The 17,406-nt window shown below is 44.4% G+C and carries 15 protein-coding genes; 3 read left to right on the forward strand and 12 right to left on the reverse strand.

The genetic code is table 11. The annotated features are described in order from the left end of the window. The 12 genes from fabZ to rpsB all read right to left on the reverse strand — a co-directional run. On the reverse strand, positions 1-279 hold a 279-nt coding region (gene fabZ / locus ACWVCM_RS05470), incomplete at its 3' end, for a 3-hydroxyacyl-ACP dehydratase FabZ (protein WP_455200710.1). Between the two features lie 5 nt (positions 280-284). Then, positions 285-1,307, reverse strand: a complete 1,023-nt coding sequence (gene lpxD / locus ACWVCM_RS05475; RefSeq protein ID WP_455200711.1) for a UDP-3-O-(3-hydroxymyristoyl)glucosamine N-acyltransferase — start codon at positions 1,305-1,307, stop codon at positions 285-287. 43 nt (positions 1,308-1,350) lie between these two features. Continuing rightward, entirely contained in the window at positions 1,351-1,887 is a 537-nt protein-coding gene (locus ACWVCM_RS05480) for an OmpH family outer membrane protein (protein ID WP_455200724.1), read from the reverse strand. A 341-nt stretch (positions 1,888-2,228) separates the two neighbouring features. Then, on the reverse strand, positions 2,229-4,583 hold the full coding sequence (gene bamA, locus ACWVCM_RS05485; RefSeq protein ID WP_455200712.1) for an outer membrane protein assembly factor BamA: 2,355 nt from the start codon (positions 4,581-4,583) through the stop codon (positions 2,229-2,231). Between the two features lie 89 nt (positions 4,584-4,672). Further along, complete coding sequence (rseP, locus tag ACWVCM_RS05490) at positions 4,673-6,037, reverse strand: RIP metalloprotease RseP (RefSeq protein WP_455200713.1); 1,365 nt, start codon at positions 6,035-6,037, stop codon at positions 4,673-4,675. Continuing rightward, positions 6,037-7,263 (reverse strand): 1-deoxy-D-xylulose-5-phosphate reductoisomerase, encoded by a 1,227-nt coding sequence (gene ispC, locus ACWVCM_RS05495; RefSeq protein ID WP_455200714.1) that lies wholly within the window; start codon positions 7,261-7,263, stop codon positions 6,037-6,039. The genes rseP and ispC overlap by 1 nt, the downstream gene beginning before the upstream one ends. Positions 7,264-7,273: 10 nt before the next feature. After that, a complete protein-coding gene (locus ACWVCM_RS05500) occupies positions 7,274-8,122 on the reverse strand; it encodes a phosphatidate cytidylyltransferase (protein ID WP_455200715.1) in 849 nt (282 codons plus the stop codon). Further along, the gene (locus tag ACWVCM_RS05505; RefSeq protein WP_455200716.1) at positions 8,115-8,879 is read right to left on the reverse strand and encodes an isoprenyl transferase; all 765 of its coding nucleotides are present in this window, start codon (positions 8,877-8,879) and stop codon (positions 8,115-8,117) included. Before ACWVCM_RS05505 ends, ACWVCM_RS05500 begins: the two co-directional genes overlap by 8 nt. Positions 8,880-9,009: 130 nt before the next feature. Continuing rightward, entirely contained in the window at positions 9,010-9,567 is a 558-nt protein-coding gene (frr, locus tag ACWVCM_RS05510) for a ribosome recycling factor (RefSeq protein WP_455200717.1), read from the reverse strand. Next, the gene (gene pyrH, locus ACWVCM_RS05515) at positions 9,564-10,301 is read right to left on the reverse strand and encodes a UMP kinase (RefSeq protein WP_455200718.1); all 738 of its coding nucleotides are present in this window, start codon (positions 10,299-10,301) and stop codon (positions 9,564-9,566) included. The genes frr and pyrH overlap by 4 nt, the downstream gene beginning before the upstream one ends. A gap of 29 nt (positions 10,302-10,330) precedes the next feature. Further along, entirely contained in the window at positions 10,331-11,212 is an 882-nt protein-coding gene (tsf, locus tag ACWVCM_RS05520) for a translation elongation factor Ts (RefSeq protein ID WP_455200719.1), read from the reverse strand. A 122-nt stretch (positions 11,213-11,334) separates the two neighbouring features. After that, entirely contained in the window at positions 11,335-12,228 is an 894-nt protein-coding gene (rpsB, locus tag ACWVCM_RS05525) for a 30S ribosomal protein S2 (protein WP_455200720.1), read from the reverse strand. Positions 12,229-12,538: 310 nt separating this feature from the next. Here rpsB and map point away from each other — a divergent pair, with 310 nt between their 5' ends. The 3 genes from map to ACWVCM_RS05540 all read left to right on the forward strand — a co-directional run. Further along, complete coding sequence (gene map, locus ACWVCM_RS05530) at positions 12,539-13,306, forward strand: type I methionyl aminopeptidase (protein WP_455200721.1); 768 nt, start codon at positions 12,539-12,541, stop codon at positions 13,304-13,306. Between the two features lie 41 nt (positions 13,307-13,347). Next, a complete protein-coding gene (glnD, locus tag ACWVCM_RS05535; protein WP_455200722.1) occupies positions 13,348-16,023 on the forward strand; it encodes a [protein-PII] uridylyltransferase in 2,676 nt (891 codons plus the stop codon). Positions 16,024-16,116: 93 nt separating this feature from the next. Then, positions 16,117-17,406: S1 family peptidase (locus ACWVCM_RS05540; RefSeq protein WP_455200723.1), on the forward strand; the 1,290-nt coding region annotated here is incomplete at its 3' end.

Consider the following 17,406-nt stretch of genomic DNA (forward strand, 5'->3'; position numbering starts at 1 on the left):
ATAATATAATGATCCATCGGATGGTCGGGCATTACTTGTTTTAAATGCCAATATGCCGGTCGCCTGTGCTAAAGCTTCTAATATCAACACGCCTGGCATAACGGGTTTACCCGGAAAATGGCCGGGAAAATAGGGCTCATTAAATGATACATTTTTTATACCGATTAACGACTCACCCAGTTTATACTCAACAACTTTATCGATAAGTAAGAACGGATAACGATGCGGCAAATGTTCCAGAATATCGTTAATATCCATTGAATCTTCAGAGTTTTCCATTAGCATTATTTCTTCGGTTGGTTGATTTGTTGTTCCAGTTTTTTCAATCGCCGCGCAATATCATCCAGCTGCTTTACTCGAACGGTGTTACGCTTCCATTTCTGATAAGGTTGAATTGGTGTTCCGGAAGAATATACACCGGGCTCCGTAATTGAACTGGTTACTTTTGACATGCCTGTAATCTGGACATTGTCGGTGATTTCCAGATGACCAACAACTCCTACACCGCCACCAAGCTGGCAAAATTCGCCAATTATTGCGCTTCCTGCAATACCGGTACATCCGGCTATCGCCGTGTGTGCGCCAATTTGTACGTTGTGAGCAACCTGCACCAGGTTATCAATTTTTACCCCTTCTCCAATAATCGTGTCTTCAATCGTACCGCGATCAATGGTTGTGTTGGAACCTATCTCTACATCATCGCCGATGCGTACAGTCCCAACCTGAGGAACTTTTATCCAGCGGCCTTTATCATTTGCCAGACCAAATCCATCACTACCAACTATGACACCAGGATGCATAGTGGTACGGTTTCCAATTTTTACATCGTGACAAATTGTTACATTGGCAACGAAATAACAATCATCACCGATAGCTGCGCCTTGTTCGATGACGCAGCCAGGCCCGATGTAGGCGTTATTACCAATTGATACGCCAGGCCCTATTACGCAGTTAGGTCCGACCCAGGCAGACTCAGCAATATTACATTCTGGGCCTACAGTACTGGTAGGATGGATGCCCTGCTTACTTTCTTCAGAAGCATATAGCAGAGTGGCAATTTTTGCGTACGCAACATGCGGATCATCCGCAATAATGCCGTTGGTTTTCAGTAATGATCGATGTCTTTCCGAGATAACGACAGCAGAAGCTTTGGTTGTTGATAGCAAATTTTCAAACCGTGGATTTGCCAGAAATGTAATATCTCCGCTCTGTGCACTGCTCAACGTTGCAACCCGTTCTATAGTGCATTTTGCATCTCCAACGAGTTCTGCACCAATATGTTGAGCTAAGTCCCCTAGTTTATGCACGGAGTGGCCATCTTAATGTATTATTTCTATCTAGCTGATCCGCTTATTTTTTCGGTTTGGACATTTCCGACTTAAGTTGATCCACAACTTCTTTGGTAATATCAATACGCTTGCTTGCAAACACAACACCATCACTGACGATTAAATCAAATTTCTTTTTTTCTGCGATTGTTACGATGACTTCAAATACACGTTTTCTCAATCGTTCGAATGCTTCATTTCTTCTTATATTCAAATCTTCGCGAAATTCTTCTCTTTTGCGTTTGATTTCTCGTTGATTTGATAACACATCTCTTTCCAGCTTACGCTGCTCACTTTCACTCATAATGGCGCCATCTCGGGCAAGCTTATCTTCCAGCTTTTTGAGGTCTTTCTGCATTTTTACAATTTCTTTATCGCGAGGCGCAAATTCTTTTTCTAACTGTTTCCTCGCAGCATCAGCTTGCGGCGCCTCTTCCAAAACACGCGCTGCGTTCACAAATCCAATTTTTGTTTCCGCCCACAAAGCACCGGGCAAACACATTAGTAAAACACTAACCGCAATTATAGATTGGCGGAATTTTGAAACACTTATCATCATAGTCAAACAGTGACCCCTAGTGATTAATTTATACTCAATCTTGAACGAATCTAATTATAACTGACTGTAAAAAAACGCCATAGTGCCATGAAACTGCATAATACCTCAAACCAGTGTAAGAATCCGTAAAATCGCGGGCACAGCGTTATAATCTGCCAAAATCAGGTGTTTTAAACGCACGGCCCGATTCTTGAAATCGTCAATGCGTGTTTATCGCCGTCCAAAAACCGGGAATACGGGAAACTTGTTTAGCCTGGATGATATTTAGCCATATTACTTTTTTTAGCAAGCAATATACCTTATATAATTGAATCCTAAACCGACTTCATTGTCACGAACCGTTAAAACGGTGATCCGATATTAAACGCAAATACTTCAGTCCTGTCCCCTTCGTAGGAAACCAGTGGCCACGCCAGGCTGAAATTCAATGCACCTACCGGTGTTATCCATACTGCCCCGATACCATACGATGCACGTAGTCGATCATCAGCGACAATGGCAGGGCTGTCTATGTTGGTATACACCCTTGCGAAATCAATGAAGGCACTCAGACGGAAATTTCTATTGGGCACTTCCTCAAAAGGATTAGAAAATATAAACTCGGTCCGACCCTGGAATTTTGCGTTGCCACCAATAGAATAGTCAGCTGTGCATACTCGTGTAGTCACAGTACCACCGTTGCCATCGTCCTGATCTATCAGGCTACAATCGATACCTTTCGGTCCAATGGTGTTTTGGCGAAAACCGCGAACCGAACGCATACCACCCGCGAAATAATTTTCAAAGAATGGTAAATAAGTTGTATCACCGTAACCGTCTCCATAAGCTACTTCACCGCCTATCGCCAATGACACATGCCGATGAAAACTGTTGTACCAACGTAGATTATAACTGGCCTTATAATACTCCAGATCCCCACCGGGAAAGGCAATCTCGCCCGATAATCGCGACAATAAACCTGAAGTAGGAAACAATGTGCGATTGCGGGTATCAAATGAATGATCGATCGTGGAAACAAATGTAAGAAATTCATTTCCGTTTTCCTGAACCCAAAAACTATAGTACAGCGGTGCTTCAGCGTCATTTACCGTAAGATTAGTATCTTCGACTCCGATGCCAAATCGGGCACTGGTATATTCGGTTAACGGAATACCAAAGTTAATGGTCGCGCCGATTCTATCCGTTAAAAAATCCGCCAGGTTAGCTTGCGAAGCGTCGGTAGTCCGGGAAAACAAACTAAAACCTCGACTAACACCATTGATAGTCCAATAAGGATTGTGCCAGGAAAAATTGTAGAATTCCGTGATATCATTTTTACTCGCTTCAACTTTTACACGTTTGCCAGTCCCCAAATAATTATTCAGCGATACGCTGGCGTTAAATAGTACTCCCCCCTCACTTCCATACCCCACACCTGCAGTAAAGTTACCGGTCGATCCTTCTGTTACTTCCAGGTTGATATCAACCTGGTCGGTTGTTCCCGGCACTGAGGGTGTATCAACCTTAACGTCCTCAAAAAAACCAAGTCGTTGTAGCCGAATCTTTGATCGATTCACCAATGGCGTCGATATCCATCCGCCTTCCATTTGCCGAAGTTCCCGGCGTATGACTTCATCTTTGGTTTTTGTATTACCAATTATATTAATTCGCCGCACGTAAACTCGGTTACCCGGATCAATAAACATCGATAAAGAGACCTGTTTGGTACTTTTATCAATTTTAGGAATAGGATTCACATTCGCAAACGCATAACCATCAACTCCCAGGCGATCGATTATGCTATTAGTCGTCACAATTACCTTTTGGCGGGAAAAAATGTCACCTGGCTTTAAGGTAATGAGCTTCTCAATTTCCTCACGCGGAATTATCAAGTCTCCAGCCAGGTTGATTTCTTTCAGATAAAATTGATCCCCTTCTGTGATATTAATAGTTACGTAAACACCCTGCTTATCAGGGCTGATCGAGACCTGTGTAGAGTCTATATTGAAGTTAATATAACCACGATCTAAATAGTAAGAACGCAGTTTTTCCAGGTCTCCAACCAGAACCTGTTTTGAATACTTGTCGCTACCACTAATAAACGACAACGAAGTAGGCATACTTAATTGCAACTGCCCTAATAAATCTTTTTCCCGGAAGGCATACGCTCCGACAATTTTAATTTGCCGAATTCGCGCCGGCTCACCTTCCTCAATATCCAGTTGCACATCTACCCGGTTACGTTCCAGATCAGTAATAGTCGATTTTATTTTTACACCATAGTTGCCCAGGGCGAAATACTGGCGATGAAGCTCCTGCTCTACCTGATCCAGCAAGGACCTGTTAAATACCCGCCCTTCCGCCAGGCCGACTTCTTTTAAAGCCTTGGTCAAATCTTCGGATTTAATCTCCTTGTTACCAAAAATTTCTATACTTGAAATCGATGGTCGTTCAATAACATGGATAACCAGATTGTCTCCGTCTCGGGATAACCAGACATCTTCAAAAAAGCCAGTTTTGAACAAGGCACGAATAGCTTCGGTTGAACGCGTGCTATCAAGCGTCTCGCCGACTTTTAGCGGTAAATAGGTAAAAACTGTACCAAGTGAAATACGCTGCAACCCTTCTATTTTGATATCCTGGATAATAAAAGAATCAAGCGCAAATACGGATTGGCTGAACAATAGCACTGCGCATAGAATAACGCGCAACCTCATCGATAAGCCTCATTGTTATTTTTATTGTTGTGTTGCATTGTTTACCAGTTCCGGAAAAAACTATTGTGTCACGGAGATATTGACGACATTCAGCCCCAAAATAACCGTTGTATGTCATTATAAAATGCCAACATCATCAGCATCCCCAACATAACAATACCGATATGTTGCATTTTTAACTGCGCTTCATCTGACAGAGCACTGCCCTTTACTATTTCAATCGCATAAAATAGCAAGTGACCTCCATCAAGCAACGGGATTGGCAACAAATTAAGAACACCAAGACTAATACTGACAATAGCCAGAAACGAAAGAAAAGTCGGTAGCCCTTCACTTGCAGTGTAACCTGCGTAGGTTGCAATGGTTATTGGACCACTCAGGTTTTTAACAGATACTTCTCCAACAATCATATTACCGATCATTTGCAGGGTTAGAACAGAAATTTGCCAGGTCTTTACCACAGCGGTATAAATAGCAGTACCAGGGGAATGACTAACCACAGTCTGTAATTCCTTTGGAAACTCCACAGGCTCCGGAAGTGCACCGATACGGCCGATTATCCCCGTTTCAGTTTCAATCGCTGCTGGTGTTAAATCCAGCTGCTTGAGCTCACCATTACGATTGATAGTTACCTGTAATGTTTTGTCAGGACTACTACGCACTACTTTTACCAGATCTTCCCAGTGCTCAATTTGAGCATTATCGACGTTAACTATTTTATCACCTGTCAGGAAACCATCACGTTCAGCCGCACCATCCGGACTTAGCTTACCCATAGTGGCAGGAATAACTGGTCGATATGGAGCTAACCCCAGTTCTTCCATCAACTTACTTTGTTTATTCTCAGTACTAATCCCGTCAACGGGAAGTGAAACACGATAAGTGCGCTGACTGGCGTCCTTCAGCTCCATGGCAATAGCATCGTTTTGCAGTGCTGATTGCAACATTGCCATACGCGCGGTACCCCAACTTGGTGTCAGTTCACCGTCAACTGAAATGATTTCATCACTGGTACGAATATTCGCATGATAAGCAATGGATTGCTTTTCTACTTCGCCAATAACGGGTTTAATGCCAGGTACGCCAACAACGTACATCAACGCATAAGCAAATATGGCAAAGATAAAATTAAATATGGGACCAGCAGCAACAATGGCGATTCTTTTGCTTACTGGTTGGCGATTAAAAGCACGGTGTAACTCGCTTTTTGCTACTTCACCTTCGCGCTCATCAAGCATCTTGACATAACCACCCAGAGGAATTGCAGCGATAACATATTCCGTTTGATCTTCACCATGGCGGCGTAGCCAAAGTGGTTTTCCAAAGCCGATTGAATAGCGAAGGACCTTGACACCGCAACGGCGTGCAACCCAATAATGGCCAAATTCATGAAATGCTATTAGCACACCGATAGCAAATATAAACGCCAATAATGATGTAAAAAAACCACTCATTAATTAATTGTCCTTGCCGACGATGACTGTTGACTTATGTATTCTCGACTTACTTCTCTCGTCGAGGTATCTGCAGCTAATATAGTATCAAGATTTTCAACAGGATTAGCCGTAACTTGTGACAACGCATATTCAATTACGTTCGCTATATCGGTAAATGCGATTTCTCTATCGAGAAAAGCCTGTACTGCAATCTCGTTAGCTGCATTCAATATGGTAGAGCTCGTACCTCCATTGCGCATTGCCTCGATTGCTAAACGCAGACAAGGAAAGCGCTCTAAATCCGGCATCTGGAAATCAAGCCTGGCTACATCAAACAGGTTCAGGCTTTCCACGCCGGAATCAAACCGTTCCGGCCAGGCCAAAGCATGCGCTATAGGTGTACGCATGTCCGGATTGCCCAGCTGAGCCAACACCGAACCATCATTGTATTCAACCATGGAATGAATCACACTTTGTGGATGCAACACCACCTGAATAAATTCTGTTGTTGTCCCGAATAACCAGCAAGCTTCAATAACTTCCAGCCCTTTGTTCATCATCGTCGCCGAATCAACAGAAATCTTTTTTCCCATCACCCAATTGGGATGGGCACAAGCCTGCTCCGGAGTAACATCATGCAATTTGTCAATTGCCATTTCCCGGAACGGACCACCAGACGCGGTTAGCAAAATGCGTTTCACGCCAACGTCAGGCAAACCTTTTTCGAAACCTGGCGGCATACATTGAAAAATCGCGTTATGCTCGCTATCGATTGGCAACAGCTGCGCGCCATTGTTTTTTACTTCATCTATAAATATTTGTCCGGACATAACCAGCGCCTCTTTGTTCGCCAGGAGCACGCGCTTTCCGGCTCGCGCAGCAGATAAGGTTGGTCGCAAACCTGCTGCACCCACAATAGCTGCCATGACATAGTCAGTATGTTCATCGGCAGCTACTTTTTCCAAACCTTCATTTCCGGACAAAACAGTAGTTGTTATGCCGTACTGCTTAAGTTGTTGCTCCAGATGTTGAGCTGCATCTTCAGACACAAGCACCGCATATTCGGGATTGAATTTTTTACATTGCTCAAACAGTCTATCTACCTGGCTTTTCGCCGTTAGTGCAACGACATGAAAGCGATCTGAATGGCGCTCAATAACATCCAGCGTATTAACACCAATGGAACCTGTAGACCCCAATATGGTTACACCAATTGACTTACCGTTTGAATTTTCTGGTTGCATACTTTCGTGCTTACAATGTTGGAATATTTTTTTGAAAGAGCGCCCAGGTGCATACCATAAATAGAGGCGCTGCCGCGGTTAGACTATCAACACGATCCAGAACGCCGCCATGACCAGGCAATATTTTTCCACTATCTTTTAATCCGACCTGTCTTTTAAACATACTCTCAGAAAGATCGCCAAGTACTGAAATTACCGCGGTCAAAATACATACCACCATAAATGCGACTATAGATTTCCAGTCTCTGTTCAGAAATTCAAAAAAATATGCACCTGTTAAAGAGAATATACCGACGCTCACCAGGCCGGAGATAACTCCTTCCCAGGTTTTTCCAGGACTGACCTGCGGCGCCAGCTTGTTGGCACCCCATTTTTTTCCGCCAAAATATGCGCTGCTATCTGCCACTGCAATCAACGCTACCAGGAATAACACCAGGTAGGGTCCTTGTTCAAAATTGTTCCTTAACTCAACGATGGCAACCCAGCAAGGGACTATAACCAACAAACCTATAAATGCACCCAATGTCCTGTTAGTACGAATGCGATCACACCTGGGGTACATAATCACAAGGATTAGCGCGCAAACCCACCACGCCAGGCCGGTCATTAATACTGTCAGTACAAGCTGGGAATTTCCAACGACATAAAACCAGCTAAACAGGATTGCCGCCATGACAACGGCAGCATATGAAGCTCTCACTAATGGGTGCTGCAAGCGCAGAAACCTTGACCACTCCCATCCCCCCACAACAGCAAACAGAGCAAAGAAAATGGCAAACTGAGTGTGCGTCAACCACAGCACACTTCCCACCACAACAGGAATCAGAACAGCGGCTGTAATCAGGCGCAGCTTAAGCACCTTCTTCCTGCTCCACCTGTTCGCTGGTACGTCCAAAACGCCGTTGCCGACTGGCAAATGAAGCTAGCGCTTCATCAAGTGTCTGTTCATTGAAATCCGGCCACAACGTGTCTGTAAAATAAAGTTCAGCGTAAGCCAGCTGCCAGAGGAGAAAGTTACTGATGCGCATTTCGCCGCCAGTACGAATAAACAGATCCGGATCTGGCAAATCATTTAAACTTAGATAGGTCGCAAACAACTCCTCGTCTATATCCTTGACATCAACCTGACCTTCCTGAACGCGCCTGGCAATCAACCGAGCCGCATGGGCTATATCCCACATGCCGCCATAATTGACCGCAACGACCAGGGTTAAACCGGTATTGTTTCTGGTCTCCTGCTCACCTTCAAACAGTCTTGACTGTAATTTTTCACTAAAGGCAGATCTGTCGCCTATAAATCGCAGCCGGACATTGTTTTCCTGAAGTCGCTTCACCTCTCGACCCAGCGCTGTATGCAAAAGATCCATTAACAGGCCAACTTCCTTGGCGGGCCTGCGCCAGTTTTCGCTGCTAAAGGCAAATAGTGTAAGTACTTTCACGCCTTTTTTTGCGCAAGTCTCCACCACTCCACGCACCGCCTCCACACCGGCTTTATGCCCTGCAAAACGAGGCATCAAACGCTTTTTCGCCCAGCGACCATTGCCGTCCATTATAATGGCAATATGCCGGGGTAAATGTTTGTTAGCTGATTGTGATGAGCCAGAATCTTCAGACATGAAGTGGTAGCCTATATAAAGTCAGGAGAAATAATTGAATTGATGCAAGTAGAACGTTTTACAAGATGAAAATACACGACATTAATCTGATTAATTCAATCTCCTGACCCGCGAATAAAACGTCACTCTTTTAAACTTCCATTAAGTCTTTTTCTTTTTCAGTGAGTATTTCATCAACTTCTTTCACAAACTTATCAGTGATCTTCTGGATGGAATCTTCTGCCTGATGCATTTCGTCATCAGTAATTTCCTTTTCCTTATTTAAGGATTTAAAGTCACTATTTGCATCGCGGCGAATATTCCGTATGGCAACGCGGGCATTCTCGCCCTCATGACGCACAACACGTATCATGTCCTTGCGTCGCTCTTCGGTAAGGGGCGGCAATGGAACCCGTATTACCTTACCTGAAGTTGCAGGATTCAATCCTAAATCAGACTGCATAATTGCTTTTTCTACCGGGCCCACCATGTTTTGCTCCCATGGCGTAACCGTTAAAGTCCGCGGATCAGATACAGTCACTGACGCCACCTGATTTAGCGGAGTATCGTTGTCATAGTAGGAAACGGTTATATGATCCAGCAAACTGGTGTGTGCCCGTCCGGTGCGAAGTTTTGTTAATTCACCTTTTAATGATTCAATACTTTTTTTCATGCGGACTTCTGCATCTTTCAATATATCATTAATCATGCGGATCCCCCTTCCACTATGGTTCCTTCGTCTTCACCTTGCATGATGCGCATCAACGAACCTTTTTTATTCATATTAAAAACACGAACAGGCATATTGTAGTCTCGACATAAAGCAATAGCAGTTGCATCCATAACGTTCAGTTTTTTCATTAAAACATCGTCATAAGTCAGACGAGAATAGCGAATCGCGTCTTTATCTTTCATTGGGTCCGCCGAATAAACGCCATCAACTTTGGTCGCTTTCAATACCACGTCTGCATTAATCTCAATACCTCGCAAACTGGCAGCTGAGTCAGTTGTAAAAAATGGACTACCGGTACCTGCAGCAAAAATGGTGATCCTGCCTTTTTCCAGATGGCGAATCGCACGACGACGAATGTAGTCTTCCGCAACTTCATTGATATGTAGTGCAGACATTACTCTAGCGTGCATCCCTTTTCTTTCCAGTCCGTCCTGAATGGCGAGAGCATTTATCACAGTGGCCAACATCCCCATATGATCGGCAGTTGCGCGATCCATACCGGCTGCAGATAAACTCACACCCCGAAATATATTCCCGCCGCCGATGACCAGAGCTACTTCAACGCCCATTCCCAACAGTTCTTTAACATCACTACTAATACTGTCAATAACCTTGGGATCGATACCAAACTCTGCATCGCCCATAAGCGCTTCACCACTTAATTTAAGCAATATGCGTTTATAGAAAGGTTTATTTTTAGTATCAGCCATCGCTTTGCATCCCAGCTAGAATGTTCTTATCAATTACCTTTGACTTGCGCCATAACTTCGTCAGCAAAATTCTCTTCTTTCTTCTCGATACCTTCACCAACTTCCATTCGGTAGAAACTTTCAACCACCGCGCTCGCATCCTTCAATAATTTCTCAACAGTCACATCGGGATCCTTGACAAAAGGCTGACCCAATAAGGTGATTTCTTTAAGAAACTTGTTAATACGACCCATCACCATTTTCTCTACTATTTCAGCAGGCTTGCCACTTTCAGCAGCTTGAGCAGAATAAATTTCTTTTTCTTTAGCAATCACATCCTGTGGAACATCGTCTGCAGAAACGCAAACAGGTTTGCTCGCTGCGACATGCATGGCAATATCCTTTGCCAGATTCGCATCTCCACCATTCAGCGTTGCTAAAACACCAATTCGAGAGCCGTGCAAATAGGTACCGATAACGCCGCTGTCAGTAACAGCTTTTACATAGCGACGAACATTAATGTTTTCACCAATCTTCGCGATCAGTGCTTTGGTAGCATCTGCAACAGTATCACCGCTGGCCATTTTAAGATTCAGCAATCCATCGATATCGTCTGGCAAATTCTGAATTGCAAGGTCAGCTACTTCGTTGGCGAAATTCTGGAAATCATCACCCTTGGTCACAAAGTCGGTTTCACAGTTAACCTCTACAATAATTGAAGCCTTACCATCGTCAGTAGTCCTGGAAACAATGGTTCCCTCAGCGGCAGTGCGCCCGGATTTTTTGTCGGCTTTTGCCAATCCGGCTTTGCGCATATATTCAATAGCGGCATCAATGTCACCATTTGACTCAACGAGCGCTTTTTTACACTCCATCATACCGGCTTGTGTTCTTTCGCGAAGTTCTTTAACAAGAGCTGCTGTTATTGCCATTATTCATTCCTCACAAGATATGCGTAAATCAAGTTTTCAATTCAAAAAAGGGGGCAACGCCCCCTTATTGTATGCAATCCACTACAACACCGTTGTAAGTATCGATTGCACATTCATTTGTATTACTCAGCCTCTGCTTCACCAGAATCCGTTGACTCAGCCTTTGCGGCGTCTTCGCCAGCGTCTTCCTTTGGTTTAGCTTTTTTGGCGGCCGCTTTCTTTTTGGATGCGACCTTTGCTTTCTTTTTCTTGGGCGCAGGCTTTGCTGCTTCAGCCACAACTTCACCACTTTCATTTAATTCAACTAACTCATCGCCCGATCCAGACAAATCCAGGCTTGGCGAAGCATCGTTCACTGCATCTGCAATCGCACTGACATACAGGCGAATAGCTCGCATCGCATCATCGTTACCAGGAATAACGTAATCGACACCTTCAGGACTGTTATTGGTATCAACGATACCAATAACCGGGATACCCAGTTTTACCGCTTCGCGAATGGCGATTTTTTCATGGCCAACATCCACCACAAACAGGGCATCTGGGAGTTTCGCCATATCTTTAATTCCACCCAAACTGCGATCCAGTTTTTCCATTTCCCGCGTCAGCATTAATGCTTCTTTCTTGGCGAGTTTCGCAAAGCTGCCGTCTGTCGCCATGGTCTCAAGTTCTTTCAGGCGCTTGATGGACTGTTTAACGGTGTGGAAGTTAGTGAGCATACCACCCAACCAACGATGGTTGACGTAAGGCATATCGCAACGTTCTGCTTCTTCTTTAACGATGTTGCGCGCGGCGCGCTTGGTACCGACAAACAGGATATTGCCTTTCTTCGAGGCCATTTTGCCGACAAAATTTACGGCGTCGTTAAATCGAGGGAGGGTTTTCTCAAGATTGATAATATGAATTTTGTCGCGTTCCCCGAAGATAAATGGTGACATTTTCGGATTCCAGAAACGCGCTTGGTGGCCAAAATGCACGCCGGCCGCCAACATTTCACGCATGGTGACTGCTGCCATAATAGTTACTCCAATTGTAGGGTTAAGCCTCCATGAGCCCCATATACCAACTCTGTGGGATTGACCCGAACAGAGCACCCTGGTTATATGTGCCGGCCCATGTGTGGATTGATTAAATTTTGTGGCTTTATTTAAACCAAAACCACAAAATACGCTGTTTTCTTTGCCGCTATCTTGTTTACCTTGCTATAGCAGCGCGGGCTTTATACCATAAATAGCCCTTTTCAACAATGTACGTCGTGATTTTTTACGATTTTCAGTGTCTGATTTCAGGGATTTAACTTAACAATAACCTTTTAAAATCATAAACATGGGTATACATATTAAAACACCGGAAGAGATCGAAAAAATGCGTATCGCCGGACGACTGGCGGCTGACGTACTGCGCATGATTCGCGATCATGTTAAGCCGGGCATCACGACCGATAAACTCGATCAAATCTGTCACGATTATATCGTGAACGAGCAAAATGCAATTCCCGCACCACTCAATTACCACGGATTTCCCAAGTCCATCTGCACGTCTGTGAATCACCAGGTTTGCCATGGCATTCCCAGCAATAAAAAGTTGAAGAATGGTGATATCGTAAACATTGATGTTACGGTCATAAAAGATGAATTTCACGGTGACACCAGCAAGATGTTCCTGGTTGGCGAAGCTTCAATTCTTGCCCGACGCATTTGTCGCATTAGCCATGAATGTATGAAAACCGGAATAGAGATGGTGAAACCTGGAATACGCCTGGGCGATATCGGTCATGCTATTCAACAACACGCAGAATCAAATAATTGTTCTGTCGTCCGCGAATATTGCGGCCATGGTATTGGACGCCAGTTTCATGAGGAACCGCAGGTCTTGCACTATGGCACACCGGGCTCCAAGGAAATCCTGGAACCGGGGATGACTTTTACGATTGAACCTATGATAAATACCGGTAAACGCCACGTGAAGTTATTACCAGATGGCTGGACCGTAATTTCCAAAGACCGTAGCTTATCTGCTCAATGGGAACATACAGTACTGGTTACTGAAGACGGTTTTGAAGTACTCACCAGGCATCCTGATGACGAAATTTAATGTTGAATTTCCCTGCATCGATTTATTGAGAATCGCCTAACGTGTTACATTCAGTTTCAGATAACAGTATTGACAGCTCTATCGACTGGAAAGCATTTGACAGCGAATTTACAAAAACCACCAATCCCATTGCACTATTTCGCGACACCCTCAAGCAAGCTACCAGTATTTTAAAAACTCAATTTGAACACGACGCGCCTGCAGACCTTTTGGTGCAACAACATGCTGCTACTGTAGACCAGTTATTAATGCGTGCCTGGCAGTATTTTATTGGCACAGATGAAAACAAGATCGCGCTTATTGCTGTTGGCGGTTATGGACGTGGCGAGTTACACCCCGCATCAGATATTGATTTATTGATTCTGCTAAAGGGCAATCAGCATGAACGATACGCTGCACGTATTCAGGGGTTTTTAACATTCCTGTGGGATATTGGTCTCGAAGTGGGCCAGAGCGTACGCTCGGTAAAAGAATGCGTAGTGGAAGCTAAACGTGACATTACAGTTGCCACCAATCTCATGGAAGCACGTTTTCTCAGTGGCGAAGCAAAGCTTTTCCATAGTCTGCTAAAAAAAATCGGCCCGAAAAAAATATGGCCCAGCCGGAAATTTTTTAAAGCCAAACTTGAAGAACAGGAACAACGACACCATCGCTATGGTGATACCGCCTATAACCTGGAACCCAATATCAAGGAAAATCCCGGCGGTTTGCGTGATATTCAGGTTATCGGCTGGGTTGCCAAACGACATTTTGGCGCCACTACACTCCATGACCTGGCCTCTCATGGTTTTCTCAATGACAATGAACTACAAACCCTGATTGAAAGCCAGAATTTTCTGTGGAAGATTCGCATCGGCCTTCACTTTTTAAGCGGGCGACGTGAAGACCGCCTTATGTTTGACCACCAACGAACGCTGGCAAAACAATTTGGCTACCAGGATGACGAGCGCCGTCTGGCGGTCGAAAAATTTATGAAAGATTATTATCGAACGGTACTTGAATTAAACCGTTTGAATGAAATGTTGTTGCAATTGTTTGACGAAGTCATTCTGACCGGGCGGGAACGGGTAAAAATTATTCCGATTAACAAACGTTTCCAGTCGCGCAACGGCTACCTGGAAGTTACCTATCAGAAAGTCTTTGAATACTACCCGTTTGCCCTGTTGGAGCTATTCCTGATCATGGAACAACACCGGGAGCTACGCGGTGTTCGAGCAGAAACGATTCGCCTGATCAGGGACAACTGTGACCGTATTAATGCGGAGTTTCGCAACGATGTACGTTGTCAGAGCCTGTTTATGGAAATTTTCAAACAGCCTGTTGGTTTGACTCATGAGTTGCAGCGCATGAATCGATATGGTGTGCTGGCGGCTTATGTTCCCGTATTCGGCAACATCGTTGGTCAAATGCAACACGACCTGTTTCATGTTTACACCGTGGATGAACACACCATGTTCCTGGTACGCAACCTGCGCCGTTTTACCGTTGCAGCGCACGCCGACGAATTTCCGTTATGCAGCAGGCTAATTAAAGAAATACCCAAGCAGGAGTTGCTCTACCTGGCGGGATTTTTTCACGACATCGCCAAAGGTCGTGGTGGCGATCATTCGCAATTAGGCGCCAATGATGCCATTGATTTCTGCAGAGGTCATGGACTAAGCCAGTACGATACCAACCTGGTCTCGTGGTTGGTACGCAACCACCTCATTATGTCAGTCACCGCGCAACGCAAGGATATCGGTGATCCAGAAGTTATTTCTGATTTTGCCAAACTGTTAGGTAGTCAGGAGAAATTGAATTATTTGTACCTGCTCACGGTCGCAGATGTGCGAGCCACTGCTCCGGGCCTGTGGAACTCCTGGAAAGATTCTTTATTGATGGAACTCTACATGGCATCGAGTCACGCATTCCGACGTGGACTGGTAAACCCCATCGAATTAGAAGAAAAGATTGCGCAAATCAAGGCATCCGCATTAAAGGATCTGTTGAAACAGGACTTCAGCCAGGAAACCATTGAGACATTCTGGGAAAGCCTTGATGACGATTATTTCATGCGCCACTCAGAGGATGAAATCGTCTGGCATTCACAATCTTTTCTAAATAGCAATCCGGAAGATTTCCCGTTAATAATAATAAGAGAACAAACTCACCGAGGCGGCACTGAACTTTTTGTTTGCATGCACGATGAAAAATACATCTTCGCATTAATCACTGCAGGGATTGAACGCCTGGGATTAAACATTATTGATGCCCGTATTATTACTTCCAAAACCGGATATGCTCTCGACACATTTATCCTGCTGGAAAGCAATGGTCAAATCATCAAAGACACCCATCGTATAGAAGACATATATAAAAAACTGCATTCATTACTTGATAAACCAACCTATGAAAACCTGCTGGAAAACCAGCCCAGCAAATTGATGTCACGCAGACTCAAACACTTCCCTATTGCCACTGATATAACTTTCCGTACCGACACACGGAATTTTATAACTATTATGGAAGTTGTGACACGTGATCAACCTGGAATTCTTGCCAGAATCGCCATGGCGCTTGTCGAATGCAAGGCCCAGCTACTAAATGCCAAAATCGCAACCTTCGGTGAACGCGTAGAAGATATTTTTTATATCACCGACGAAGAAAACAAACCAATTGACAACGTAGGCCAGCTCAATGAGTTGAGAGAAACCATAATTCAACTTCTGGATAGTTAATTTCGGTCTACACTATAATTTAGGCTCGTAATTATTAATCACAGTCTCTATTAGCAGAATCGCATAGAAACCAGTTCTAATTTGCCATATACAGTGAACAGCTCAAACCGATATTGCCTGTCCCTGGTACTGACAATTGTGTTGGTTTGCACACCGCTGTACAGTTCCGCAATAGAAGGCCCTGTGCCCAGGGATGAGGCTGAGCAGTTATTTAAGTCGCATAGCCAGAGCATATATCAGATTCGCGTCATCGAACTGGCGACCGGCAACAAGGCAGCAATTGGCTCCGGCTTTTTAGTTGATCAGCAAGGACATATAGCTACTAATTTCCATGTAGTATCCAGTTTTGTACATCAGCCTTCTCGCTATCGGCTGGAGTACGCCACTGTTGATGGAAACATTGGTGATCTGGAGCTAATCGATATTGATATAGTGCATGACCTTGCCATCACTAAAGGCAACATAACAGAGACCAGCCCCCTGCCCCTGGGTCATAGCAAGCTCTCAAAAGGTACGCGCATTTTTTCACTGGGAAATCCCCACGACCTGGGATTAAGCGTTGTAGAGGGTACTTATAATGGTTTGCTGGAAAAATCCCTGTTCGACAAAATATTTTTTTCTGGCTCACTAAATCCCGGCATGAGTGGCGGCCCTACCCTCAATCACGCCGGTGAAGTTATTGGCATTAACGTCTCAACCGCCGGAAACCAGGTCAGCTTCCTGGTACCAGTAAGCTTTTTAAAAGAACTATTAGCTGACGTACAACAGGAAGCTGTTAAAGATGCAGATCTTAAAAAACGTATAGAACAGCAGTTATTTACGCACCAGGAAGAATTTATAAAACAACTAATAGGCTCTGAATGGAAAACCACAGAACTTGGACCGTTCAGGCTGCCGGACAGCATCAATGATATCTTCAAATGCTGGGGGGATTCTGACGATAATCCTGAGGCACTGATCGAGCACGCCTACAGCAACTGCTACAGTGAAGACCAGATTTATATGGCGCAACGTTTCACAACTGGTGGACTGGCGTACACCTATGACTACTATCGAAGCAAAGAACTCGGGAAAATTCACTTTTATAACCTGTACAGTATGGAGTATGGCCGTACCATTCGCGTGAACAGCGCGAACAAAGACGAAGTGGGAAACTATCAGTGCCATGTTGACTTCGTTGAAATTTCCAATAAAGACTGGAAGCTATCATTTTGTTCCCGGCAGTATTTGAAATACCCTTTACTTTATGACACTACGGTCGCGATTGCATTAGTTAGCGAACATGATATTGGTCTGGTTATACAACTGGCGGCATCCGGAATAAGCAAGGATACCGCACTGGCACTAACAAAAAAATTTATACAACACATCGCATGGCAAAGA

Source organism: Kaarinaea lacus (assembly GCF_975902315.1).

What these genes read in the sequence shown, in the direction of transcription:
- map (WP_455200721.1), top strand. Translation starts at nt 12,539, where the DNA reads ATGGGTATACATATTAAAACACCGGAAGAGATCGAAAAAATGCGTATC.
- ispC (WP_455200714.1), bottom strand. Translation starts at nt 7,263, where the DNA reads ATGCAACCAGAAAATTCAAACGGTAAGTCAATTGGTGTAACCATATTG.
- ACWVCM_RS05505 (WP_455200716.1), bottom strand. Translation starts at nt 8,879, where the DNA reads ATGTCTGAAGATTCTGGCTCATCACAATCAGCTAACAAACATTTACCC.
- bamA (WP_455200712.1), bottom strand. Translation starts at nt 4,583, where the DNA reads ATGAGGTTGCGCGTTATTCTATGCGCAGTGCTATTGTTCAGCCAATCC.
- frr (WP_455200717.1), bottom strand. Translation starts at nt 9,567, where the DNA reads ATGATTAATGATATATTGAAAGATGCAGAAGTCCGCATGAAAAAAAGT.
- pyrH (WP_455200718.1), bottom strand. Translation starts at nt 10,301, where the DNA reads ATGGCTGATACTAAAAATAAACCTTTCTATAAACGCATATTGCTTAAA.
- rseP (WP_455200713.1), bottom strand. Translation starts at nt 6,037, where the DNA reads ATGAGTGGTTTTTTTACATCATTATTGGCGTTTATATTTGCTATCGGT.
- tsf (WP_455200719.1), bottom strand. Translation starts at nt 11,212, where the DNA reads ATGGCAATAACAGCAGCTCTTGTTAAAGAACTTCGCGAAAGAACACAA.
- ACWVCM_RS05480 (WP_455200724.1), bottom strand. Translation starts at nt 1,887, where the DNA reads ATGATGATAAGTGTTTCAAAATTCCGCCAATCTATAATTGCGGTTAGT.
- rpsB (WP_455200720.1), bottom strand. Translation starts at nt 12,228, where the DNA reads ATGGCAGCAGTCACCATGCGTGAAATGTTGGCGGCCGGCGTGCATTTT.